The sequence below is a fragment of the Rhizobium sp. 10N427 genome (assembly GCF_056394605.1).
In genome coordinates, this window is sequence record NZ_JBFTID010000016.1 from 88,003 (window position 1) to 110,608 (window position 22,606).

Annotated in this window: 21 protein-coding genes; 9 read left to right on the forward strand and 12 right to left on the reverse strand. The window is 62.3% G+C overall.

What is annotated here, in order from left to right; translation table 11 throughout:
• Positions 1–20: 20 nt before the first annotated feature.
• The 3 genes from AC1DIJ_RS25725 (at position 21) to AC1DIJ_RS25735 (ending at position 3,224) form a co-directional block, all read left to right on the forward strand.
• On the forward strand, positions 21–983 hold the full coding sequence (locus tag AC1DIJ_RS25725) for a helix-turn-helix domain-containing protein (protein WP_112388247.1): 963 nt from the start codon (positions 21–23) through the stop codon (positions 981–983).
• A gap of 135 nt (positions 984–1,118) precedes the next feature.
• Positions 1,119–2,627, forward strand: a complete 1,509-nt coding sequence (adh, locus tag AC1DIJ_RS25730) for an aldehyde dehydrogenase (RefSeq protein ID WP_112388248.1) — start codon at positions 1,119–1,121, stop codon at positions 2,625–2,627.
• Positions 2,628–2,831: 204 nt separating this feature from the next.
• On the forward strand, positions 2,832–3,224 hold the full coding sequence (locus tag AC1DIJ_RS25735) for a DUF779 domain-containing protein (RefSeq protein WP_112388249.1): 393 nt from the start codon (positions 2,832–2,834) through the stop codon (positions 3,222–3,224).
• Here AC1DIJ_RS25735 and AC1DIJ_RS25740 read toward each other — a convergent pair.
• The 7 genes from AC1DIJ_RS25740 to AC1DIJ_RS25770 form a co-directional block, all read right to left on the reverse strand.
• Entirely contained in the window at positions 3,217–3,984 is a 768-nt protein-coding gene (locus AC1DIJ_RS25740; RefSeq protein WP_310291159.1) for a FadR/GntR family transcriptional regulator, read from the reverse strand. The two genes, AC1DIJ_RS25735 and AC1DIJ_RS25740, sit on opposite strands and share 8 nt — an antisense overlap.
• Positions 3,985–4,010: 26 nt before the next feature.
• Entirely contained in the window at positions 4,011–5,072 is a 1,062-nt protein-coding gene (locus tag AC1DIJ_RS25745; RefSeq protein WP_477831664.1) for a four-carbon acid sugar kinase family protein, read from the reverse strand.
• Positions 5,069–6,061 carry an ABC transporter ATP-binding protein gene (locus AC1DIJ_RS25750; protein ID WP_112388252.1) on the reverse strand — a complete coding sequence of 331 codons (993 nt, stop codon included), beginning with the start codon at positions 6,059–6,061 and terminating at the stop codon, positions 5,069–5,071. Before AC1DIJ_RS25750 ends, AC1DIJ_RS25745 begins: the two co-directional genes overlap by 4 nt.
• A complete protein-coding gene (locus AC1DIJ_RS25755; RefSeq protein ID WP_112388253.1) occupies positions 6,061–7,065 on the reverse strand; it encodes an ABC transporter ATP-binding protein in 1,005 nt (334 codons plus the stop codon). Before AC1DIJ_RS25755 ends, AC1DIJ_RS25750 begins: the two co-directional genes overlap by 1 nt.
• Entirely contained in the window at positions 7,065–8,024 is a 960-nt protein-coding gene (locus AC1DIJ_RS25760) for an ABC transporter permease (RefSeq protein ID WP_112388254.1), read from the reverse strand. Before AC1DIJ_RS25760 ends, AC1DIJ_RS25755 begins: the two co-directional genes overlap by 1 nt.
• Before the next feature lie 2 nt (positions 8,025–8,026).
• On the reverse strand, positions 8,027–8,983 hold the full coding sequence (locus AC1DIJ_RS25765) for an ABC transporter permease (protein WP_112388991.1): 957 nt from the start codon (positions 8,981–8,983) through the stop codon (positions 8,027–8,029).
• Positions 8,984–9,119: 136 nt separating this feature from the next.
• A complete protein-coding gene (locus tag AC1DIJ_RS25770; RefSeq protein ID WP_112388255.1) occupies positions 9,120–10,760 on the reverse strand; it encodes an ABC transporter substrate-binding protein in 1,641 nt (546 codons plus the stop codon).
• Between the two features lie 283 nt (positions 10,761–11,043).
• On the opposite strand from AC1DIJ_RS25770, the gene AC1DIJ_RS25775 reads away from it, so the two are divergent.
• The 6 genes from AC1DIJ_RS25775 to AC1DIJ_RS25800 all read left to right on the forward strand — a co-directional run bounded on the left by AC1DIJ_RS25775 (position 11,044) and on the right by AC1DIJ_RS25800 (position 17,666).
• Positions 11,044–11,949, forward strand: coding sequence for a dihydrodipicolinate synthase family protein (locus tag AC1DIJ_RS25775; RefSeq protein ID WP_112388256.1), 906 nt, complete (start codon positions 11,044–11,046; stop codon positions 11,947–11,949).
• 10 nt (positions 11,950–11,959) lie between these two features.
• The gene (locus AC1DIJ_RS25780) at positions 11,960–13,150 is read left to right on the forward strand and encodes a sialidase family protein (protein ID WP_477831665.1); all 1,191 of its coding nucleotides are present in this window, start codon (positions 11,960–11,962) and stop codon (positions 13,148–13,150) included.
• 297 nt (positions 13,151–13,447) lie between these two features.
• The gene (locus AC1DIJ_RS25785) at positions 13,448–14,581 is read left to right on the forward strand and encodes an iron-containing alcohol dehydrogenase (protein ID WP_112388258.1); all 1,134 of its coding nucleotides are present in this window, start codon (positions 13,448–13,450) and stop codon (positions 14,579–14,581) included.
• 12 nt (positions 14,582–14,593) lie between these two features.
• Positions 14,594–15,580: a 4-hydroxythreonine-4-phosphate dehydrogenase PdxA gene (gene pdxA / locus AC1DIJ_RS25790; RefSeq protein WP_112388259.1), complete on the forward strand. Its 987-nt coding sequence runs from the start codon at positions 14,594–14,596 to the stop codon at positions 15,578–15,580.
• A 52-nt stretch (positions 15,581–15,632) separates the two neighbouring features.
• Positions 15,633–16,595, forward strand: a complete 963-nt coding sequence (locus tag AC1DIJ_RS25795) for a hydroxyacid dehydrogenase (protein WP_112388260.1) — start codon at positions 15,633–15,635, stop codon at positions 16,593–16,595.
• Between the two features lie 18 nt (positions 16,596–16,613).
• Positions 16,614–17,666: an Ldh family oxidoreductase gene (locus AC1DIJ_RS25800; RefSeq protein WP_112388261.1), complete on the forward strand. Its 1,053-nt coding sequence runs from the start codon at positions 16,614–16,616 to the stop codon at positions 17,664–17,666.
• Here the strand turns inward: AC1DIJ_RS25800 and AC1DIJ_RS25805 are convergent.
• The 5 genes from AC1DIJ_RS25805 to AC1DIJ_RS25825 all read right to left on the reverse strand — a co-directional run bounded on the left by AC1DIJ_RS25805 (position 17,663) and on the right by AC1DIJ_RS25825 (position 22,511).
• Complete coding sequence (locus AC1DIJ_RS25805) at positions 17,663–18,697, reverse strand: L-idonate 5-dehydrogenase (RefSeq protein ID WP_112388262.1); 1,035 nt, start codon at positions 18,695–18,697, stop codon at positions 17,663–17,665. The genes AC1DIJ_RS25800 and AC1DIJ_RS25805 overlap by 4 nt on opposite strands.
• Before the next feature lie 10 nt (positions 18,698–18,707).
• Positions 18,708–20,114: a TRAP transporter large permease gene (locus tag AC1DIJ_RS25810; RefSeq protein ID WP_112388263.1), complete on the reverse strand. Its 1,407-nt coding sequence runs from the start codon at positions 20,112–20,114 to the stop codon at positions 18,708–18,710.
• Positions 20,115–20,118: 4 nt separating this feature from the next.
• The gene (locus tag AC1DIJ_RS25815; protein ID WP_112388264.1) at positions 20,119–20,691 is read right to left on the reverse strand and encodes a TRAP transporter small permease; all 573 of its coding nucleotides are present in this window, start codon (positions 20,689–20,691) and stop codon (positions 20,119–20,121) included.
• A 63-nt stretch (positions 20,692–20,754) separates the two neighbouring features.
• Positions 20,755–21,729 (reverse strand): sialic acid TRAP transporter substrate-binding protein SiaP, encoded by a 975-nt coding sequence (locus AC1DIJ_RS25820; protein WP_112446004.1) that lies wholly within the window; start codon positions 21,727–21,729, stop codon positions 20,755–20,757.
• 23 nt (positions 21,730–21,752) lie between these two features.
• A complete protein-coding gene (locus tag AC1DIJ_RS25825) occupies positions 21,753–22,511 on the reverse strand; it encodes a FadR/GntR family transcriptional regulator (RefSeq protein WP_112388266.1) in 759 nt (252 codons plus the stop codon).
• Positions 22,512–22,606: the final 95 nt, after the last annotated feature.

Consider the following 22,606-nt stretch of genomic DNA (forward strand, 5'->3'; position numbering starts at 1 on the left):
ACGTTCCGTGGGAGGAGCAGATGCACGAAACCACAGCGCATGCCGACCATGTCTACACGTGGGCGCAGCAGAACTCTGCTGCAGCCAGCTCCCCGATCGTTGCCTCCTGGCGCCGCTGCATGGACAAGCATCAGCTGACTCCGGAAGAGAAGCGCACCCCCTTGCGCTTGACCGAGCAGGAATTCCGGCTTGCCCGCGAACAATCCGAACAACTGATCCGCGACGCGAGCGATGAGCTCGACCGGCTGTTCCTGACGGTCGGCAAGGCAGGCTGCTGCCTGCTTCTGACCTGCCGCGAAGGGGTGGCACTGGAGCGCCGCGGCGCCAGTGCCGACGACAAGGAGTTCAACGACCTCGGCCTCTGGACCGGCTCGGTCTGGACAGAAGCGAGCGTCGGTACGAACGGCATCGGCACGGCGCTGGCCGACGAGCGCTCCGTCTCGATCTTTCGCGACCAGCACTTCCTCTCTTCGAACATCAAGCTCAGCTGCACGACCGCGCCGATCCGCGACCATCGCGGCCAGCTGGCCGCCGCTCTCGACATCTCCACCTGCCGCGACGACGTCAACGAGATGACCCTGTCGATCCTGGCGCAGGCGGTGCGTGACGCGGCGATGCGTATCGAGCTCAATATCTTCCGCAGCGCCTTTGCAGGCTCCCGTTTCCTGATGGTGCCTTCAGGCTCCAATTCCGCTGCCGCCCTGCTTGCCGTCGACCGTCACGATCTGGTGCTTGGCGCCACGCGTGCCGCCCGGCTGGCGCTGAAACTCGACGACCGCCGGATCGCCGCCGGCATCCCCGCGGCCGATGCCCTGCAGGAAAGCCGCCCGGCCGACGGCGAGGAGGCGCTGATGGACGCGGAGCGCGCTGCGCTGATGCGGGCGCTGACACGCACCAACGGCAATGTCTCGCAGGCCGCTGCCAATCTTGGCATGAGCCGCGCCACGCTTCACCGCAAGATGAAGCGGCTCAACCTGCACTGAGCTCTCAAGCCTGTCGCAGCGCTGCGACAGTGTGCAGTGCGGCATTGCCCCGGGCGGGTATTTCGAAAGCCAAAAGACGCGCAGATTTCCTCCACTGGTTCGTTCCCGAACCTGGCATCATCAAGGGAGGATGACATGCTGCATCAGAAGATCGTCGAATCTCCGTTCAAGCTGAAATACGGCAACTATATCGGTGGCGAGTGGCGCGAACCGATCGGCGGGAAATATTTCGACAACATCACGCCCGTCACCGGCGGCAAGCTCTGCGAAATCCCCCGCTCCGACGAAAAGGACATCAACGCGGCGATCGACGCGGCCCATGCCGCCAAGGACAAGTGGGGCAGAACGGCGCCTGCCGAGCGCTCCAATATCCTGATGAAGATCGCCCAGCGCATGGAAGACAAGCTGGAGCTTCTGGCACAGGCCGAAACCTGGGACAACGGCAAGCCGATCCGCGAAACCATGGCCGCCGATATTCCGCTGGCAATCGACCACTTCCGCTATTTCGCATCCTGCATTCGCGCCCAGGAAGGCTCGATCGGCGAGATCGACAACGACACCGTCGCCTATCATTTCCATGAACCGCTCGGCGTCGTTGGCCAGATCATTCCCTGGAACTTCCCGATCCTGATGGCCGCATGGAAGCTTGCTCCGGCGCTCGCCGCCGGCAACTGCGTCGTCATCAAGCCGGCCGAACAGACGCCCGCATCGCTGCTCGTCTGGGCGGAAATCATCGGCGATCTTCTGCCCCCCGGCGTCCTCAACATCGTCAACGGTTTCGGTCTCGAAGCCGGCAAGCCGCTCGCCACCAGCCCGCGCATTGCCAAGATCGCCTTTACCGGCGAAACCTCTACGGGCAGGCTGATCATGCAATATGCCAGCCAGAACCTCATTCCGGTGACGCTTGAGCTCGGCGGCAAGTCGCCCAACATCTTCTTCGCCGATGTGATGGCCGAGGATGACGACTTCCTCGACAAGGCGCTCGAAGGCTTTGCAATGTTTGCGCTGAACCAGGGCGAGGTCTGCACCTGCCCGAGCCGCGCGCTCATCCAGGAATCCGTCTATGACCGTTTCATGGAAAAGGCCGTCAAGCGCGTCGAAGCGATCAAGCAGGGCAACCCGTTGGACAGCGCGACGATGATCGGCGCTCAGGCATCGAGCGAGCAGCTGGAAAAGATCCTCGCCTACCTCGATATCGGCCGCCAGGAAGGCGCCGAGGTTCTGACCGGCGGCGCCCGCAACGATCTCGGTGGCGAGCTTGCGAGCGGCTACTACGTCAAGCCGACGATCTTCAAGGGCCACAACAAGATGCGCATCTTCCAGGAGGAAATCTTCGGGCCGGTGGTCTCGGTGACGACCTTCAAGGATGAGAAGGAAGCGCTGGAGATCGCCAACGACACGCTCTATGGCCTCGGCGCCGGCGTCTGGACCCGCGACGGCAACCGCGCCTACCGCTTCGGCCGTGAAATCCAGGCCGGCCGCGTCTGGACGAATTGCTACCACGCCTACCCGGCGCATGCGGCCTTCGGCGGCTACAAGCAATCCGGTATCGGCCGCGAGACCCACAAGATGATGCTCGATCACTATCAGCAGACCAAGAACATGCTGGTGAGCTACAGCCCGAAGTCGCTTGGGTTCTTCTGAGAGTAGCGTTTGGAGGGAGAGTCCCCTCCCCAACCCCTCCCCACAAGGGGGAGGGGCTTACCTTGAGGCACCCGCTCGTTCTTCGGCAACATCAATGCGGATGAGACGGTGTTGCGGACAGGAAGGGCGCAACAGACTAGCCCCTCCCCCTTGTGGGGAGGGGTTGGGGAGGGGTTTCCTCTCCTCAACCACGGGAGGAACCAAATGGAAGAAACAATCGAAGGCGAGCCTCGCGTGCTGGCCACAGACGCAGCTCTCGAACTGATCGGTGAAATCCGTGCCGATCATCCGAATATCCTGTTCCACCAATCCGGCGGCTGTTGCGACGGCTCGTCGCCGATGTGCTACCCCGCAAGCGAATTCATGATCGGCGACAACGACGTCAAGCTCGGCGAGATCGGCGGCGTGCCGGTCTATATCAGCGCCAGCCAGTTCGAAGCGTGGAAACACACGCAACTGATCATCGACGTTGTACCCGGACGCGGGGGCATGTTCTCGCTGGACAATGGACGCGAGAAACGCTTCCTCACCCGCTCGCGCATTTTCGGCGGCGGCGAGGCTTGCGCTATCGCCGATATCGGCAAACGCGCTATTTGAACGACAGATCGAGCGCCCTGCCCTCGAACAAGCGGTCACGCGACCCTTCGAGGTGGGTCTGCATCAGGTTCCGCGCATCGTCGGCGCGCCCCTCGGCGACAGCCCTGTAGATTTCGTTGTGCTCTTCGTAGACCTGCTCGAGACCCTGGCGCGGGCCGAGCAGCGACAGGCCGTGCAGATGCATGCCGACCGCGATATGCGGCTTCAGCGCATCGAGCGAGGCAGTGTAATAGTGATTGTTTGCCGCCTCGGCGACGCAGCGGTGGAAGACGAAATCCGCATCGCTGCGATGCAGCTGGTGGCTCGTCGCTTCGCGCAGATCCGACAGCGCCGAGGCGATCTTCTGGATCGCCGGCTCATCGCGCCGCTTGGCCGCGAAATAGGCCGCCGCAGGCTCGATCGTCAGGCGGAATTCATAGCAGCGCTGGATATCGGCGATCGTCTTGACCGGCGAGTAGGCAAGCTGCGTCGTCGGCGAGCCGTGGGCGCTGACAAAGGTGCCGGCGCCTTGGCGCGCATAAACGGTGCCCTGCTCGCGCAGCTTCGCCAGCGCATCGCGAACGATCGGGCGCGAGACGCCGAGCATCGAGGCGAGTTCATGTTCGCCAGGCAGGCGCGAATCCGGCGGATAGTTGCCGGCGCGGATGCGCTCGAGGATCTGGTCGAAGACGCGATCGACGAGCTTCACGGCCTTGCCGCGTTCCGGCTTTGCTGCCGGACCGTTCCCCGCATTCAGCGATGCGCCATTTGCTTCATCCACGCCCATTCTCCCCGTCGGTCTCATGCTCAAGCCGCCTGATTCCGTGGAACCAGTCTTAGCAGACTCTCGGAATTGCCGAAGCCCCCGGATTTCACCGCACACCGGAAATGCCGTCCATCAGCAGCCGCAACGTCGAACCACGGCACGCCAGCCTCGATCTCGCCCTTCGGCATCAATGTGCGGATGCCGAGTTCGCGAAAGACCGCAAGCGCCGTGTCGCCGCCGCCGACCATCAGCATGTCGGGCTTGGTGTCGTCGATGACGGCCTTGACGCCGCCGGCGAAACGCCGGGCGACGGCAGCGCCGTCTCCCGAGATTTCGCCACTGCAGCGGAGCAGCACGGGAAGGGCAAGGCCCTCGCCGCATTCGACGGTGCCCATCGGCGCATCGATTGCGGCGCRCAGCGTGCCGGAGGCTTCCAGCCGGTTCATCTGTGCCGAGGTGATCGGGTCACGCGAACCAAAGGCAAAGAGCGTGCGGCGCGATGCCTCGAACGGCAGTGGCTGGCCACCGCTCCGGCCAAGCTTTCGGGCAAGCGCCGAGCCGAGGCCGCGTGCACCGACCCCCAGGACCAAAGCCCAATCGTTGGCGAGAACGATATCGTCGAGATCATAATCGCTTTCGGCGTCGGCAACCGAGACGTCCAGTTCGCGTCCGGCGAAGAGATCGGCAACCGGGATCGGCTTTTCGACGCCGCGGCCGACGACAAAGCCGCGATAGGTGGTCCGGTCCTGATCGGGAATGGCAGGAGCGACAACGATCCTGGCAAGGCCGAGCGCGTCCGCAAGAGCTGCGGACTCCGCAGCGACATTGCCCTTCAGCCGAGAGTCGATCTTTTTCATCACGATACCGGGTTGCCTGGCGCTCAGCGCCTTGGCAGCTAGCCGGACACGTCCGGCCGCCTCGTCCGCGGACAAAGCCCGCGACGCCGTGTTGATGACCACAACATCCGTTCCGGCGGCAAGCGCCTCATCGGCGGTCTCGACATCGATTGCCACCGCCACCGAAAGCCCGGCGTCCACGAAGGGCGTGCCGGTATCCAGCGCGCCCGTCAGGTCGTCGGCAATGATGGCAGCTTTCAACGTCATGCAGTCTGTCCCGTGTTGACGGCGTGGCAGGCGACCAGATGGCCTGGTTTGGCTTCCTTCCATTCCGGAATGACTTTCGAACAGACGTCCATCGCCACTGGGCAGCGCGTGTGGAAACGGCAGCCAGACGGCGGGTTGAGCGGGCTCGGAACATCACCCTGCAGGATCTGCCGCTGACGGGTGCGTTCATGCTCCGGATCGGTTTCCGGAACCGCGGAAAGCAGCGCCTTGGTATAGGGATGGAGCGGGTTGTCGAACAGCTCCTCGCGGCTCGCGAGCTCGGCCAGACGGCCGAGATACATGACGCCGACGCGGGTGCTGATGTGGCGCACGACGGCAAGGTCGTGGGCGATGAAGAGGTAGGTCAGTCCGTATTTGTCCTGCAGGTCGAGAAGCAGGTTGATGATCTGCGCCTGGATCGACACGTCGAGCGCCGAAATTGCCTCGTCGCAGACGATGAATTTCGGCTGGCAGGCGAGAGCGCGGGCAATGACGACGCGCTGGCGCTGGCCGCCGGACAGTTCGTGCGGGTAGCGCTGGGCAAAGCGGGTCGGCAGGCCGACATCGGTCAGCAGCGCGGCGATCCTGTCCTTCAGCTCAGCTTTGGTGCAGAGCTTGTGGAAGAGGATCGGTTCGCCGATCGCCTCGCCGATGGTCATGCGCGGGTTGAGCGTCGAATACGGGTCCTGGAAGACGATCTGCAGGTCGCGGCGGAAGGGCCGCATCTGCTTTTCGTCGAGCGTCGCCAGATCCTGGCCCTTATAGACCACGCGGCCCGAAGTCGCCTTGTAGAGGTTGAGAATGGTGAAACCGGTCGTGGACTTGCCGCAGCCGGACTCTCCAACGAGGCTCAGCGTCTCACCTTCCATGATGTCGAGGTTGACATTGTCGAGCGCATAAACCGTCGCCGAGCGGTCGCCGAAGGCGCCGAGCTTGACGTGGAAATGCTTGACGAGGTTTTCGACCTTCAGAAGCGGTTGAGCACCCATCACGCAGCCTCCTGCATTTTCTGGACGACGAAGCATGCGGCGCGGTGATTTCCGGCACCGGCGACGGGCTCGAGCTTCGGCACCCGCTCGTGGCAGATGGCTTCCGCCAGCGGACAGCGCGGCGCAAACGGGCAGCCCTTGGGGCGGCGGCCGGGCTCCGGTGGCGTTCCACCGATCGAGGAAAGCCGACTCGTCGGCGCGTCCGAGAGCTTCGGGATCGAGGCCAAAAGGCCGCGCGTATACGGATGGCTCGGACGGGCATAGAGCTCGTCGACAGGCGCGTCTTCGACAACGGTGCCGGCATAAAGCACGGCAACGCGATCGACCAGACCGGCGATCAGCGCCAGATCGTGGGTGATCCAGACGACAGACATGCCGAGCTTGGCGCGCAGATCCTTCACCAGATCGACGATCTGGGCCTGGATGGTGACGTCGAGCGCCGTCGTCGGCTCGTCGGCGATCAGGAGCTTCGGATTGCAGGCCAACCCGATGGCGATCATCACGCGCTGGCGCATGCCGCCCGAAAGCTCGTGCGGATAGGCCATCAGCCGCTCTTCCGGGCCGGGAATGCCGACGAGCCGCAGCAGTTCGATGGCGCGGGTACGTGCCTCCGCCTTGCTCATCTTGCGATGATAGATCAGCGGCTCGCATATTTGCGCTCCAACACGCATGACCGGGTTCAGCGAGGTCATCGGATCCTGGAAGACGAAGCCGATATCGCCGCCGCGCACCTTGCGCAGTTCGGAATTCGACATCTTCTGCAAGTCGCGGCCATCGAAGGCGGCGCTGCCCTTGGTGACCTTGATCTTGTTCGGCAGCAATCGCATGAGCGAGAGCATCGTCAGGCTCTTGCCGCAACCGGATTCGCCGACGACGCCGAGCGTCTCGCCCTTGTTGACATAGAGATCGATGCCATCGACGACGACGGCGGGGCCGTTGCGGCCATCGATCTCGACGGTGAGATCGCGGACGTCGAGAAGGCGTTCTGATGTCTTCGTGTTCATCACTTGTTGCCCCGCGGGTTGAGCGCGTCGTTGAGACCGTCGCCGAGGAAGCTGAAGGCAACCGAGGCAAGGCCGAGCACGGCCGCCGGAGCGGCAAGAAGATGCGGATAATGCTGCCAGACGCGCAGACCATCCGAGATCATGTTGCCCCAGCTGGGGGTCGGCGGGTTGACGCCGACGCCGAGGAACGAGAACGCGCTTTCCAGAACCATCGCGGTGCCGAGACCAGCGCTGACCGAGACGATCAGCGGACCGAGCGCGTTCGGGATCACGTAGCGCTTGATGATGACCCAGTTGGAAAGACCGAGTGCCTGTGCGGCGGTAATATAGGGCCGGCTGCGGATCGACAGCACCTGGGCGCGGACGAGGCGTGCATAGGGCGGCCAGGAAATCAACGCCATCGAACCGAAGACCAGCAGGAAGTCGACCCAGATCGTCTGGCGATAGAAGGGATTGAGGGTCGCCTGATACTGCGCCTCCATCCAGTTGGTGATCGGCGACTTCAGCGATGCGTTGATGACGACGACGAGCAGCAGGTTGGGTACCGACATGGTGACATCAGTCAGCCACATGATGACGCGGTCGAACGGATTGCCGAAGAAGCCCGCGACCGCGCCGAGCGTCAGGCCAATCAGCACGGCGATGAAGGTGACGACCACGGCGACGAGAAACGCCGTACGCGTGCCGAAGACGACGCGGCTGAAGACATCGCGACCGAGATCATCGGTTCCGAACAGATGCGCCATGGACGGGGCGGCGTTACGCGCCTGCAGATCCTGGCTGAGGTAGTCGTAAGGCGTCAGATAGGGACCGAAGATCGCGGCGAATGCCAGGATCAGGACGACAGCCAGGCCGAAAACAGCAAGCTTGTTGCGCTTCAGGCGGAACCAGGCGTCACGCCACAGGCTGACCGGCGGTTCATCGGCAGTTTCGATTGTCGAGAGAGGGATGGCGGACATGGTCAGCGGCTCCTTCTTGCGTCGTTGGCACGCGGATCAAGCATCGGATAGAGCACATCGACAAGCAGGTTCGAGACCATGACGAGGAAGGATCCGATCAGCGTGATCGCGAGGATGACGGGGTAGTCCGAGTTGGTCAGCGCCTGCACGGTCAGGCGTCCAAGGCCGGGCAGACCGAAGACCAGCTCGACGAAGATCGCGCCGTTGACGATGGTGATCATGATGAGGCCGAGCTGGGTGACGACGGGCGTCAGGACGGGCCGCAGAATATGCTTCAGCGCCACGACCAGTTCAGGAACGCCCTTGGCGCGGGCGGTGCGGACGAAATCTTCCGACAGCACCTCGATGACGGCGGCGCGTGTCTGGCGCACGATCAGCGCGATCGGCTGGAAGGACAAGACGATCAGCGGCAGGATGATGCGCACGTCGAAGACGCCGCCCCAGCCATAGGGCACCTTGATCATCGGCAGGAGCACGATGAGGCCGACCATCAGCAGCGGACCGGCGACATAGGCCGGGATCGCCCAGAGGAACAGCGCCGAGCCGATGATCGTGTAGTCGATGCGGGAATTCTGGTTCAGCGCGGCGATCATCCCGAGCGGGATCGCAACAACCGCCGTCAGGATGATGGAACAGAGCGCCAGCTTGAAGGACACAGGCGCGGCAGCCGAGACCATGGCCCAGACCGAACGGCCTGAGGTCAGCGAATTGCCGAACTGGCCATGCAGCAGGTTCCAGATGTAATAGCCGAACTGCTCGATGAAGGGCTTGTTGAGGCCAGCACTTTCGCGGATGGCTTCGATGCGCTCCGGATTATAGGCGACGTCGCCTGGCGCACGAAGAAAGATCAGCTTGATCGGATCGCCGGCGCCGTAGAATGCCATCGCATAGACGGCAAGCATGACGACGAGAACCGACGGAATCCAGATGGCAAATCGCGTTAACACGTAGCGAAGCAAGGCCACCTCCCACCTGTTGTCAGGAACGTTCTCCGCAAACTGACGCGGACCGCACCTTTTCTTGAAACTTGCGCGAAGACCCTGAGGCCTTCGCGCGGTTGCTTGGGGGCTGGAGAGACCGGCTTTGCCGTCTCAATCAGCCAACCGATACGTCCCAGGGAGCGACGACCTGCCAGTCGAGGTTCTTCTCCATGCCCTTGACGTCCTTGGTTGCCCAGCGGGACATGGCCTGAGAATACCACGGAATGAACGCCCAATCGTCACGGAATGCCTTCTGGGCATCCTGGGCGAGCTTGATGCGATCAGGATCGTCAGCAGCCTTGGTGGCCGCTTCTGCGAGAGCCGCATCCACCTTGTCGTTCTTGTAACCGCCGAGCTTGTTCTGGGCGTTGGACGACGTGGAGGCGATGCAGCCCGAGAGATAGGACACGGCATCCGGAACGCGGGTGCCGACGTCGTCGCGGAAGATCTGGACCGAGTTCTGGTCCGGACCGGCATAGGAGTCCTGCTGCGGCTTCATATCGACGGCGGTGATGCCGAGGTTCTGGCGCCACTGCTCAGCAATGAACTGGGCAGCTGCCTGAATGGCCGGAGCCGAGATGCCGACGAACATGATCTTCGGCAGGCGATCGGGACCGCCGTAGCTGGATTCGGCGAGCAGCTTCTTGGCGCCCTCAGGATCGTAGGGATAGGGCTCGAAGCCGGAATTGTCGGCACCCGGGACCGAGTTCAGGATCTGATCGGCCTTCTTGTGCGGGCCATCCGGATAGGATGCCTTGAAGAGACCGTCGCGGTCGATCGCCATGATCAGCGCCTGGCGAACCTTCGGATCGTCCATCGGCGCGCGCTTGACGTTGAACCAGAAGTGCTGGCTGGTCGGGATGATCGGGCCGGCGGAGAATTCCGGGCCGAGGTCCTGGATGATGGTCGAGGTGACCAGCTCGGTATGGGCATTGTATTCGCCCGACTTGATGAGCTGCGTTGCCGTGACGTTGTCTTCGATCGAGGCGATCTCGATGCGGGCAAGCTTCGGCTTGGTGCCGAAGAAGTTCTCGTTCGGCTCGAAGGTCAGCGTGCCAGCGTCGATATCGAGCGCGGTCAGCTTGAACGGGCCGGAATAGACGGCGCTGTTGTCGGGCTTGTACCAGTCAGCCACTTCCTCGCCATCGCTGCCCTTGGACTGCGAAGCCTTGGTGATCGGGATGATGTGGTTGGCAAGGCGCATGAAGAAGATCGGGTCGGCTTCCGTCAGCGTGACGACGACGGTACCTTCGTCAGGCGTGGCAACGCCCGAGATCTCGGTGGCCGAACCGCCGGCGACGTCCTTGTAACCGTCAACCTTGCCCATGACCTGATCGGCGCGCTGGCTCTTGGTGTTCGGGCGGGAAGCGACTTCCCAGGAGCCCTTGACGTCGGCCGCGGTGATCTTGCTGCCGTCGGAGAACACAGCCTTCGGATCGATCTTGAAGGTCCAGACCTTCTTGTCCGGGGATTCCCAGCTGGTGAAGACGTAGGGATTGAGCTTGCCTTCGGCGTCGAAATACATCGGCGAGGCCCACCAGAATGAATTCCAGCGGAACGTACGGCCACCGCCGCGCAGCGGCGACCAGTCCTGATCGAAGGCCGGATTGATGGCCTTCAGCACCTGGCCGTCGTCAGCCATGACGATGCGGGCGCTCATGCCAAACAGCGTGAAGCCGACGCCGGCGGCGAGACCGAGCTTCAGCGCGTCGCGGCGCGAAACCGTGGAAGCATTCTTGTCATTGCGGTCTGTCATACATTCCTCCCATGGGCAAAACAGCGCGTACTCGAAAACCCTCCCCGAGCCGGACGCCTTACAATGCCCCTGAGATTTGCGCGATAATGTAAATCTGTCAATCCAAATTTGCCGTTTTCAACTTTCAAATCCACGCAAAAAATTTTTATCATTTAATTTCATATAGATAAAATACCAACGTCATTCTGACGCAGCTTGTAAGATTGACAACAACTTATCATTTCGAGGAAAAGTCACGCACGGCAAGTGCCAGGAGCAGCATCACGCTGCAGAGGAGGATGCTTTGAGCAATCACAAGATCACCGGCGTTTTCAGCGCCGCCACCACGCCCTTGAACGCCGACGGCAGCCCCGACGTTGCGCTCTTCACCGAGCATTGCAAGCGCCTGCTTGATGAAGGCTGCCACGGCGTTGCCCTGCTCGGCACGACAGGCGAAGCGAACTCCTTTTCGATTGCCGAGCGCCGGATGCTGCTCGAAGCCGCGCTGAAGGCCGGCATCTCGCCTGACAAGCTCCTTCCGGGCACCGGCGTTGCCGCCATTCCCGAAACGATCGAGCTGACAAAGCATGCGCTTTCGCTTGGCGTCACCAACGTCGTGATGCTGCCGCCCTTCTACTACAAGGGCGTGACCGACGACGGTCTCTTCAACGCCTATTCGGCGATTTTCGAAGGCATCAACGACAGCCGCCTGCAGGTGATCCTTTATCACATCCCGCAGGTCTCCGGCATTCCGCTGTCCGTTCCGCTGATCGGCCGCCTGATCGAGGCTTTCCCTGACACGGTCGTCGGCATCAAGGAATCTGCAGGCGATTTCAACAACATGCAGGCGATCATCGCCGCCTATCCGGATTTTTCGGTTCTCTGCGGCGCCGATCCGCTGCTGCTGCCGCTCCTCAAGGCCGGCGGCGCCGGCTGCATCACGGCGACCTCCAACCTCGTCGCCGACTCGCTGCGCGCCGTTTACGATCACGTCCATGACGAAGCGCAGGCAGACAAGGTCGAGAAGGCCCAGGCCCGCATCAATGCCTACCGTACGCTCTCCAACTCCTACGTCCAGATCCCGACGATCAAGGCGATGGTCGGCCTGAAGACCGGCAATGCCGCCTGGAAGCGCACCCGCCCGCCGCTCGTCGCCCTCAGCGACGCCGACTATGCCGCCCTTTCCGAAGGTTACGCGCAGCTGCCGTGAGGAGGATGTCATGRGCTTTACCGCGCTGCCGCCGGAAGCCGTTCCGGCGCTGATGAACGGGAAAATCGGCCCCAATCCGGCGCAGCCCGGCCGGGCCGACGCCTACCTGCCGTCACCCTGCATCCAGAACCATGCCGCCAACCTGGCCTTTCTGGCCGATGGCACGCTGACCTGCGTCTGGTTCGGCGGAACGATGGAGGGAATGGGCGACATTTCCGTTTACATGTCGCGCCTCGCGCCGGGGTCGGATCAATGGTCGGAAGCCGAAAAGCTCTCCGACGATCCGGCAAAATCCGAGCAGAATCCGCTGATTTTCAAGGCCCCCGACGGAAACGTCTGGCTGCTTTACACGTCACAGACATCTGGTGACCAGGATGGGTCAATTGTAAAGTGCCGCATCTCCGAAGATGGTTGCAAGACGTTCGGATCCGTCCGTGTTCTCTGCGATCTGCCCGGCACCTTCGTTCGCCAGCCTGTCATCGTCAACTCCGCGGGAACCTGGCTTCTGCCGGCATTCCGCTGTGTGAGCCTGCCCGGCCAGCGCTGGAGCGGCGATGCAGACACGGCAGGCGTTCTCGTATCGCGCGATCAGGGCGAGAGCTGGACGATGATCGACGTGCCCGACAGCCTCGGCGCCGTCCACATGAACATCATTCCGCTCAACGGAAGTAAAATGGTCGCTTTCTTCCGCAACCGTTTTTCCGAACATGTTCTCTCCTCGGAATCGGATGACAATGGCGAGAGCTGGTCGGCGCCGAAGCCGGTCAACCTGCCGAACAACAACTCGTCGATCCAGGCAACCAAGCTGGCGGACGGGCGGATTGCGATGGTTTACAACCACAGCAATGCCGAGACATCGGATGCGCGCCGCGAGTCGCTCTACGACGAGATCGAAAGCGATAAGGGCGAGGCGAAAGCCACAGAAAGCGCAGCAGAAACAAGGCGAAAGGCCGTGTGGGGTGTTCCGCGCGCACCGCTCAGCCTGGCAATCTCCACCAATAGCGGCAAGAGCTTCGATAGCCATATCGATCTCGATACCGGCGACGGCTATTGCCTCAGCAACAACTCTAAGGACTCGCTCAACCGCGAATTCTCCTATCCGTCGATCACCGAGGGGCCGGATGGAGCATTGCACATCGCCTACACCTATTATCGCCGGGCGATCAAATATGTTCGCCTGCCAAGCGATGTAGCCGTATGAAGGATCAAGTCGGCCGATTCCGCGCGCTTTGACGCGGGATCGACTCGTCTATTTACAAGTGATTTCGCAGCTGCCGGGCATAGCTTGGATTTGCGACATCACAGTTGACGGCACAAGATGAAAGCCATCAACATCCTGATTTATAGGCTATTTTCTCGATTTTATCGGATGCGCTTCAGAACGTTTCCGCAAAACTGCTGAAAAACCATCGCCTCGCTTATTGCCAGAAACGTGAAGTTGATATAACAACTTTACATCAATAACGGCTTTGGCCGCATTTATGGAGGAGCCGTGTTCATGGTCAGTCTGGATTCGCCCATCACGGTTGTCAGGCCTGAAGTCATCGAGTTTGGCGTCGGCACCGCCGACAAGCTCGGCAAGTGGGCGGAAAGCAAGGGCTATACGCGCACGCTCGTCATCTCCGATGCGTTCAACGCGTCGCGTGTCGATGTGTTGGAACTGCCGGGCCACGTCTCCGTGTTCGCCGATGTCACTCCCGAGCCCGACATTGCCAATCTCGACAAGGTGCTGGCCGCCGCGAATGCGGCCAATGCCGAGCTGATCGTCGGTTTCGGCGGTGGCAGCGCCATGGATCTTGCCAAGCTCGCCGCCGTTCTCGCCGGTTCGCCGCAAACGCTGCGCGAGGTCGTCGGCCCCCACAAAGTGACCGGCCCGCGCAAGGTGGCGCTGGCGCAGGTTCCGACGACATCCGGAACCGGCAGCGAGGCTGGCACCCGCGCCCTCGTCACCGATCCCGCGACGCAGGTGAAGCTTGCCGTCGAAAGCCTTTACATGCTGGCCGATATCGCGGTCATCGATCCCGGTCTGACCTTTACCGTTCCCGCCCGCACGACGGCTGCAACGGGTGTCGATGCCATGGCTCATTGCGTTGAGGCCTTCACCAATCGCAAGGCCCATCCGATGATCGATATTTATGCGATAGAAGGCGCCCGCCTCGTCGGCAAGTATCTTGCCCGCGCCGTCAAGGATGGTGCCGATGCCGAAGCGCGTGCCGGTCTGTCGCTTGCCTCGCTCTATGGCGGCTTCTGCCTCGGTCCGGTCAATACCGCCGGTGGGCATGCACTGGCCTATCCGCTCGGCACCCGCTGGCATGTGGCGCATGGCGCCGCCAACGCGCTGATCTTCCCGCATGTGCTGGCCTTCAACACGCCTTCCGTTCCGGAAAAGACCCGCGCCGTGATGGCCGCCCTCGGCCACCAGACATCCGATGACGTCAGCTCGGTCTTCGATGCGGCCTATGCCTTCTGCGCCGATCTCGGCATCGAGATGAAGCTCTCGGGCCTTGGCGTTCCCTCCGATGATCTCGATGCCATGGCGGACGATGCCTTTGCGATCCGCCGCCTGCTCGACAATAATCCCCGCGAACTCGCGCGTGACGATATCCGCGCCATCTACCAGGCTGCTTTTTAAGGGAATTTGACGATGACGAAGAATGCAAAAGTGGCGGTAACGCTCGGTGATCCCGCTGGTGTTGGCCCTGAAGTGATCGTCAAGGCGCTGGCGGCAATGCCGGCTGGCGAGCGTAAGGATTTCGTCATCGTCGGCAATACGGAAGCGCTCGTTCGCGCCGACCGCGCCACCGGCACCAGCCTGCGCTTCGGCCCCACTGCCTCGGAAGACGGCTCGACGATCGCCGTCGACGAAGTGGAGCTTGGCGCGCCACTGCCTGAAATCGGCAAGGTCAGCCCGGTTGCAGGCGATGCCTCGGTGAAATACATCAGCCGCGCCGTCGATCTCGCCATGTCGGGCGAAGCCGACGTCATCGTCACCGCGCCGATCAACAAGGAAGCGATGAATCTTGCCGGTCATCATTTCGATGGCCATACCGGCCTGCTCGCGCATCTGACGGGCTCGAAGAGCTCCTTCATGCTGCTCGCCTCAGAGCGGCTGAACACCATTCACGTCTCCACCCACGTCTCGCTGCGCGGCGCCATCGAGCGCGCCAAGACGGAGCGCGTGCTGGCGACGATCCAGGCTGGCCATAATCACTTCATGCGTCTCGGGATGAAGCCGCGGATCGCCGTCGCCGGCATCAATCCGCACTGCGGCGAAAACGGCCTCTTCGGCACCGAGGACAGCGAATTCCTGGCCCCAGCGGTCGAGCTGGCGCAGGCCAAGGGCATCGATGTCGTTGGCCCGATCTCGGCCGATACCGTATTCGCCCGCGCCTATAACGGCGCTTTCGATCTGGTCATCGCCCAGTATCACGATCAGGGCCATATCCCGATCAAGCTCGTCGCCTTCGAGACCGCCGTCAACGTATCGCTCGGGCTGCCGATCGACCGCGTCTCGGTCGATCACGGCACGGCCTTCGACATTGCCGGAACCGGCAAGGCCAATCACGTCAACATGCTCTCGGCCATCGCTTATGCCCGGCTGATGGCGCGCTCGCCGCGCAAGGCGGCGTAGCACCCGGCGGCGCAGACTGCGCCGCTTTCCGGGAGGAAATGAGGAGGCAGGCATGCAGAGAACCGTTCTCGTTCTCGGAGGAGAACTTGCGCCCGAAGGGCGCGAAGTCCTGGAGAAGGAAGGCGTCAAGGTCGTCCAGACCAAGCCCTATATCGACCGCGCTACGGTGATTGCCCTGATGAAGGAGCACCAGCCCCAGGGTGCCATCATCCGCCTGCTTGCCGATGTCCTCGGCCCCGAAGAAATGACATCAGGCGGCAACCTCCGCCATATCGCCAAACACGGCGTCGGCACCAACGATATCGACGTCAAGGCGGCCGCCGAGCTCGGCATTCCCGTTTCGATGACGACAGGCAGCAATGGCATTTCTGTCGCCGAGCACGCGCTGGCGCTTATCATGGCGCTGGTGAAGGATTTTTCCCGGCAGGATGCGCTGATCCGCGATGGCACTTGGGACAAGGGCCAGTATCAGGGCCGCGAGCTGCGCGGCCAGCGCCTCGGCATCGTCGGCTTCGGCTTTATCGGCCAGACGCTGGGCAAGATGGCGAAGGCGCTCGGCATGGAAATTTCCGCCTTCGATCCGCATACGCCTGCCGAAGCCTTCGAAGACGTCACCCGCGAGACCGATCTCGACAAACTGCTGGCAAACGCCGACATCGTCAGCCTGCACTGCCCTCTGACGCCTGAGACGCGCGACCTGATCGACTCCAGACGGCTCGGCCTGATGAAGCGCGGCGCTTACCTCGTGAATACGGCGCGCGGCGAAGTCGTCGACGAAGCGGCACTGATTGCGGCGTTGAAAAGCGGCCACCTCGCAGGAGCCGGACTCGATAGTTTTGCCGTCGAGCCGCCGGATAAGGACAACCCGCTTTTCTCGCTGCCGAACACCATCGTCACGCCGCATGTCGCCGGCGTCACGCTCGACGCCAAGCGCGCCATGTCGGTCATCGCGGCCGAACATGTGTTGGCGACCTTGCGCGGCGAGACCCTGCATCCGCGCTTCCTCGCCCGCTGAACACCAACGGAGGCTGACATGGCCGATACGACAGACAAACGCTATCCGGCGGAGGCACTGCGCGCCTTCGCAACGTCGCTGTTCTCGGCGGCTGGTCTTGAGGATGACAAGGCGGACGCCGTCTCGCGATTTCTTGTCGAAGCCGACCTGCTCGGCCATACGACACACGGTCTGGCGCTTGCAGGCTGGTATCTGCAGAGCGTTGCCGACGGTGTGATGACGGTTTCGGGCGCCCCCGATGTCATCTCGGATCGCGGTCCGGCCATTGCTTGGAAGGGCAAGCGCCTGCCCGGCGCCTGGCTGACGTCCGAAGCCGTCAAGCTCGCCAGCAATCGCGCCGCGCAATATGGAACGGCCACCGTGACGATTGCCGACAGCCATCATATCGGCTGCCTCGCCGCCTACCTGACGCTCGCCACAGACCGCGGCTACATGGTCAGCATCGCCAGTTCCAGCCCTTCGGGCGCGCAAGTCGCCCCCTTCGGCGGCACCAAGGGCGTCTATACGCCGAACCCGGTCGCCCACGGCATCCCGACACCCGGCGATCCCATTCTCATCGATATCAGCGCCTCGATCACCACGGTGAACATGGCCCAGCGCCTGGTTCGCGAAGGCAGGCAATACGAGCACGACTGGCTGCTCGACGAGAACGGCAATCCGAGCCGTGACCCACGTGTCATCGAGCGCGGCGGCACGCTTCTTCCAACCGGCGGTCTCGACCACGGCCAGAAGGGGTATGGCATGGCGCTGCATGTCGAAGCCTTTACCCAGGGCCTCGCCGGCTATGGCCGCGTCGATCAGCCGAAGGGCACCAATGCGGCGGTCACCGTTCAGGTCTTCGATCCCGATGCCTTCGGCGGCCGTGACGCCTTCCTGCGCCAGACCGGTTGGCTCGTTGACGCCTGCCACAGCAATCCGCCCCGCCCCGGCGTGGCGCGTGTGCGCCTTCCCGGCGAGAATGGCCTTGCCCGCAAGCGCAAGGCGCTCGAGGACGGCGTCGTGCTGTTTCCGGGCATCATGGACTCACTGAAGCCTCATGCCGAACGGCTGGGTGTTGCGCTACCCGTCTAAAAGGTCAGCTGCACCTTGCAGGCGGCGCTCCTGTCGCCCGCCAGCAGGAAGGCAGCATCTGCCTGCGCAAGCGGCAGGCTGTGGCTGATGATCGGGCGGACATCGATCGCCCGGCTTGAGATCAGCGCGACGGCGGTCGCGAATTCCTCGTGGAACCGCTGCGTTCCGTGGATATGCAGCTCCTTGGCAACGATGGCATTGAGCGGCACCGGAACTTCGCCCGATACACCCACCTGCACGATCGTCCCGCGCGGCTTCACCGTCGCGATCGCGCCGCGGATCGCCGGGGCTGCCGCGGAGCATTCGAAGACGAGATCGAAATAGCCCTTGCCGGCCTCGAATTCCGCGAGTGCCCCGGCGCCCTGGGAGACATTGACCGCACGCGTTGCACCCATCGCCACAGCACGCTCCAGCGCGGCATCCGCAAGGTCGGTGACGACGATCTCCGCCGCGCCATGATGTTTGACAACGGCAACCATCAAGGAGCCGATCGGCCCGGCGCCGGTGACCAGAACCCGCTTGCCCCTGATCTCTCCCGCCCGCGAGGCGGCATGCAGGCAGACAGACAAGGGTTCGCTGCAGGCAGCCTCCGCCGCACTTGTTTCCGGCCCGGCTTCGAAGCACTGCTTGGCGGGAACCACCAGCCACTCGCGGAACATCCCCTGCTCGTGCGGCAGCCGCATGGCACTGCCCATGAAGCGCATTTCCAGGCAATGGATCGGCATGCCCTTCTGGCAATATTCGCAATGGCCGCAGGGTTGGCTCGGATTGACCGCGACGAGCGTACCCGCCTTCAGGGGAACACCCTCGCCCGCCTTTTCGACAATCCCCGCCGCTTCATGTCCCGGAATGATCGGCTCGCGAACCCTGACGGGGCCGAAGCCACCGTCCTGATAATAATGCAAGTCGGAGCCGCAGATACCTGCGGCCGCCATCTTCAGCAAAACCTCTCCCGGTCCGGGTTCAAGAACCTCAGCCGCCTCGATCCTCAAGTCACCCTTGGCATAAAGCCGTGCCAGACGCGTCTGCATTCCCATCCTCCTAGCGCAACAGGCCAAGCTGCTGCGGCAGCCAGAGAGATATAGACGGCACAAAGGTGATCAAGATCAATGCGACGAAGAGCGGCACCAGCCATGGCAGAATGGCGATCGTCGTCCGCTCCACCGAGAGCTTGGCCACGCGCGAGAGCACGAACAGCACCATGCCGAGCGGCGGATGCAGCAGCCCGATCATCAAGTTCAACGTCATGATCAGGCCAAACTGCACCGGATCGATCCCGAACTTGGCAACAATCGGCAGCAGGATCGGCACCAGAATGGTGATCGCCGCGATCGTATCGAGGAAGCAGCCGACGAAGAGCATCAGCAAGTTGACCAGGATCAGGAACACCCACTTGTTGTCGGTGATCGACAGGATCGCGTCCGACAGCAGCTGCGCCGCCTGACTGACGGTCAGAAGCCAGGCGAAGACCGAGGCGGCCGTGACGATGAAGAGCACCGAAGCCGTGGTCTCGATCGTATCGAAGCTTGCCTTCGCCAGTGTCGAGAATGTCATCGTCCGGTAGCGCACCAGGCCGAGGAAAAGCGACCAGAGAACGGCCGCGACGGCCGCTTCTGTCGGCGTGAACCAGCCCATCGTCATGCCGCCGATCAGGATGACGGGGGTCATCAGCGCCATGACGGCGGAGAAGCCGAAATACCAGTCGAGCCCGAGCAGCGTCGAGAGCGCGATACCGGCAGCGGCATTCATCGATAGTCCGGCAAGCATCATCAGATAGATCGACAGCGGCACCAAGAGAACCACGACGATTTCCATACCGGCCGAAAGCAGCTGTTTGACGTCGAACGGCGCGTCCGAACCCCAGCGTTTGACATAGGCGAAACCGGCAACGGTGACCATCATCAGCAGCGTCATGACGATGCCCGGCAGAATGCCGGCCATGAACAGCGCGCCGATAGAAACATTCGCCATCATGCCGTAGATGACGAAGGGAAGCGACGGCGGGAAGATCGGGCCGAGCGTCGCCGAGGCGGCTGTGACGCCGACAGCAGCTTCAACCGGGTAGCCGTGGTCCTTCATCGCCTTGATCTCGATGGTGCCGATACCGGCGGCATCGGCGAGAGCAGTGCCGGACATGCCGGAAAAGATCACCGAACCGATGATATTGACCTGCGCCAAACCGCCCTTCATCCAGCCGACGAGGGCCACCGCGAAGGAATAAATGCGGCCGGTCACGCCTGCCGAGTTCATCAGATTGCCGGCGAGGATGAAGAAGGGCACGGCGAGCAGCGGGAAACTTTCGACGCCGGCGATCATCCGCTGCGCCACGATGATATCGGGCGCAACACCGTAGAGAACAATGTAAAGCACCGAGGCGACGGCCATCGCGATAGCAACGGGCACGCCGATCAGCATCAGCACCAGAAAAGAGCCAAGAAGCAGCAGCATTGGATCAACCCTCGACGGTCTGGAATTCTTCGGGGCGCTCGAGAACCGAGTAGCCGCGGCGCATGTTGGCGATGAAGACGATCACCGCACGGATCAGCATCAGCACGAAGGCGACGAGCACGCTGTAGAAGACGATGTTGCGGGGCAGATCGATGGTGACCATCTGCTCGTCGGCGACAACGTCCACATAGCGCCACATCAGGTGGCAGGCGTAAGCGAAGAAGCCGATGCGGACGATATCGACGACAGTCGCGAGGACGCGGGCCAGGCGTGCCGGCATATAGTGATAGAAGACGTCCACCTGAATGTGGCGCGAGGTGCGCACGCACATGATCGCGCCAAGGAAAACGACGCCAATCAGGCAGTTGATGGCAATTTCCTCGGTCCAGGCGTAGCTGTCGTTCAGCACATAGCGGGTGAAGAACTGCAGGAAGACACAGCCCGCCATCAGCCAGAAGACGATCAGCGTGATCCAGTCTTCGATGGCATAGTCGGAAATGTTGGCGGTCGGCGCGTGGCCTTCGAATTCCTGACCGATCTCTTCGGCGGTCACCTGCGTGTGAATTTCTTGCGTCATGAGCGGCGTTGATCCCCTGCGGAAAGAATGGACGCGGCGTCCGGAGACGCCGCGCCGCGGGCTTTACTGAATCGCGCGGATCGCTTCCCAATCGGCCTTGTCGTAGCCGAAGTCCTCGAACTTCACCTTGTCCATGACCGTCTTCTCGAAATCGGCCTTGTCGATCTCGGCGACGTTCAGACCCTTCTCCTTGAAGGTAGCGATCAGGCTGTTTTCCTTGCCTTCGATCGTCTTGGTGGTGCGCTCGGCGGCTTCCTGCATGACGTCACCGAAGATCTTCTTGTCTTCGTCCGAAAGGCTCGCCCACAGTGTCTTCGAGACCACCGTGTTGAGGTGGTCGACGATGTGGCCGGTCAGGATGATGTTCTTCTGAACCTCATAGAACTTCTTCGCCTCGATCGTCGTCAGCGGGTTCTCCTGGGCCTCGACCGTGCCGTTCTGGAGCGCCAGATAAACTTCCGCGAATGCGATCGGCGTCGTGTTGGCGCCGCAGGCGCGCGGCATGGCAAGATAGGCCGGCACATCGGGCACGCGGATCTTCAACCCCGCCATGTCGGCGCATTTGGCAATCGGCTTGTTGGAGGTCGTGTGGCGGGTGCCGTAGTAGCTGACGGCGGCAATGTGGTTGCCGGTCTTGTCCTCGTAGCCCTTGGCGAGGCGTTTGAAGACGTCGCTCTTGGTATAGGCGATCAGGTGTTCCGGGCTGCGGAAGATATAGGGGAAATAGGTGACGCCGATCGGCTTGTAGTCGCGGGCGGCGAAGCTTGAGCCGGAGATGATGATATCGACGGTGCCGAGCTTCAGGCCCTGATTGATGTCGGCTTCCTTGCCGAGCTGCGAAGCCGGGAAAACGTCGATCTTGTAGCGGCCATTGGTACGCTTGTTGATCTCGCCGGCGGCCCAGACCGATTCCGTGTGGAAGGGTTCCGAGGTTTCGTAGACATGGGCCCATTTCAGAACCGTCTGCGCATGTGCAATTGCCGTCGATGCCATGATCGCCGCAGCCGTGCAGACGATCGTTGCCAATTTCATTTTCATCGCTCTCTCCTCCTGAGCTCTGTTTAAGTAACTGCAATTCCCTTTTTCGGCCCGGCCTGCTGGCCGCGCCCCTCCTCCCCCGAAAACTCCTCCCCGAAGCTTTCGGAAAATCTCTTCTGCGACATGGTCAGATGTGCGCGCATCGCAGCCTTCGCGCCCGCTGCGTCGCCAGCGGCGATCGCATCGCGAATGACGCGGTGCTCGTCCACCGCAGAGCGCCAGGTGACCGGCCCCTCGAAGTGGCTAGCCAGCTTCTCGAAATAGGGCGTCAGGCGCATGTCGAACATTTCGCCGGTGACCCGGATCAGCGTGGAATTCTGTACGATTGCGGCGATGCCGGTGTGAAACGCACGGTCGGCGGCAAGCACCGCACTGGCATCGTTGACCACGCCGCTCATGCGCTGCAGTGTCTCATCGAGACGCTCGATATCCTCGGGCTTTGCAGTCCTGGCGGCCTCTTCGGCAATGGCGCATTCGATGATCGCGCGTGCCTGCAGCAGCTCGAAGGGTCCCTCGACCGGCTCCCGCTCGCTACCCGTGCTGCCGACGGCATGCTGGCGCACGACATAGATGCCAGAGCCCATGCGGATGTTGACGAGACCTTCAACCTCAAGAACGATCAGCGCTTCGCGCACCGTCGGCCGCGACACCGAGAGCTGTTCGGCAAGGTCGCGCTCGGCCGGCAACCGGTGCCCGACGGCAAGGTCGCCGCGGATTATCATAAGACGAATCTGATCCGCCACCTGCCTGTAAAGGCGGCGTGACTCCACGGCCGAAAACATGGCTGCCTCCCCCTGACGCGCCTCCTCAAGCGCGCAATCGGTCAAATGGCCTGACCAATTGAATCAGACGTACCATCGGCAAAGTTGTGCGTCAA

What these genes read in the sequence shown, in the direction of transcription:
- AC1DIJ_RS25725 (WP_112388247.1), top strand. Translation starts at nt 21, where the DNA reads ATGCACGAAACCACAGCGCATGCCGACCATGTCTACACGTGGGCGCAG.
- adh (WP_112388248.1), top strand. Translation starts at nt 1,119, where the DNA reads ATGCTGCATCAGAAGATCGTCGAATCTCCGTTCAAGCTGAAATACGGC.
- AC1DIJ_RS25735 (WP_112388249.1), top strand. Translation starts at nt 2,832, where the DNA reads ATGGAAGAAACAATCGAAGGCGAGCCTCGCGTGCTGGCCACAGACGCA.
- AC1DIJ_RS25750 (WP_112388252.1), bottom strand. Translation starts at nt 6,061, where the DNA reads ATGGGTGCTCAACCGCTTCTGAAGGTCGAAAACCTCGTCAAGCATTTC.
- AC1DIJ_RS25755 (WP_112388253.1), bottom strand. Translation starts at nt 7,065, where the DNA reads ATGAACACGAAGACATCAGAACGCCTTCTCGACGTCCGCGATCTCACC.
- AC1DIJ_RS25760 (WP_112388254.1), bottom strand. Translation starts at nt 8,024, where the DNA reads ATGTCCGCCATCCCTCTCTCGACAATCGAAACTGCCGATGAACCGCCG.
- AC1DIJ_RS25770 (WP_112388255.1), bottom strand. Translation starts at nt 10,760, where the DNA reads ATGACAGACCGCAATGACAAGAATGCTTCCACGGTTTCGCGCCGCGAC.
- AC1DIJ_RS25785 (WP_112388258.1), top strand. Translation starts at nt 13,448, where the DNA reads ATGGTCAGTCTGGATTCGCCCATCACGGTTGTCAGGCCTGAAGTCATC.
- pdxA (WP_112388259.1), top strand. Translation starts at nt 14,594, where the DNA reads ATGACGAAGAATGCAAAAGTGGCGGTAACGCTCGGTGATCCCGCTGGT.
- AC1DIJ_RS25795 (WP_112388260.1), top strand. Translation starts at nt 15,633, where the DNA reads ATGCAGAGAACCGTTCTCGTTCTCGGAGGAGAACTTGCGCCCGAAGGG.
- AC1DIJ_RS25800 (WP_112388261.1), top strand. Translation starts at nt 16,614, where the DNA reads ATGGCCGATACGACAGACAAACGCTATCCGGCGGAGGCACTGCGCGCC.
- AC1DIJ_RS25805 (WP_112388262.1), bottom strand. Translation starts at nt 18,697, where the DNA reads ATGCAGACGCGTCTGGCACGGCTTTATGCCAAGGGTGACTTGAGGATC.
- AC1DIJ_RS25810 (WP_112388263.1), bottom strand. Translation starts at nt 20,114, where the DNA reads ATGCTGCTGCTTCTTGGCTCTTTTCTGGTGCTGATGCTGATCGGCGTG.
- AC1DIJ_RS25815 (WP_112388264.1), bottom strand. Translation starts at nt 20,691, where the DNA reads ATGACGCAAGAAATTCACACGCAGGTGACCGCCGAAGAGATCGGTCAG.
- AC1DIJ_RS25820 (WP_112446004.1), bottom strand. Translation starts at nt 21,729, where the DNA reads ATGAAAATGAAATTGGCAACGATCGTCTGCACGGCTGCGGCGATCATG.
- AC1DIJ_RS25825 (WP_112388266.1), bottom strand. Translation starts at nt 22,511, where the DNA reads ATGTTTTCGGCCGTGGAGTCACGCCGCCTTTACAGGCAGGTGGCGGAT.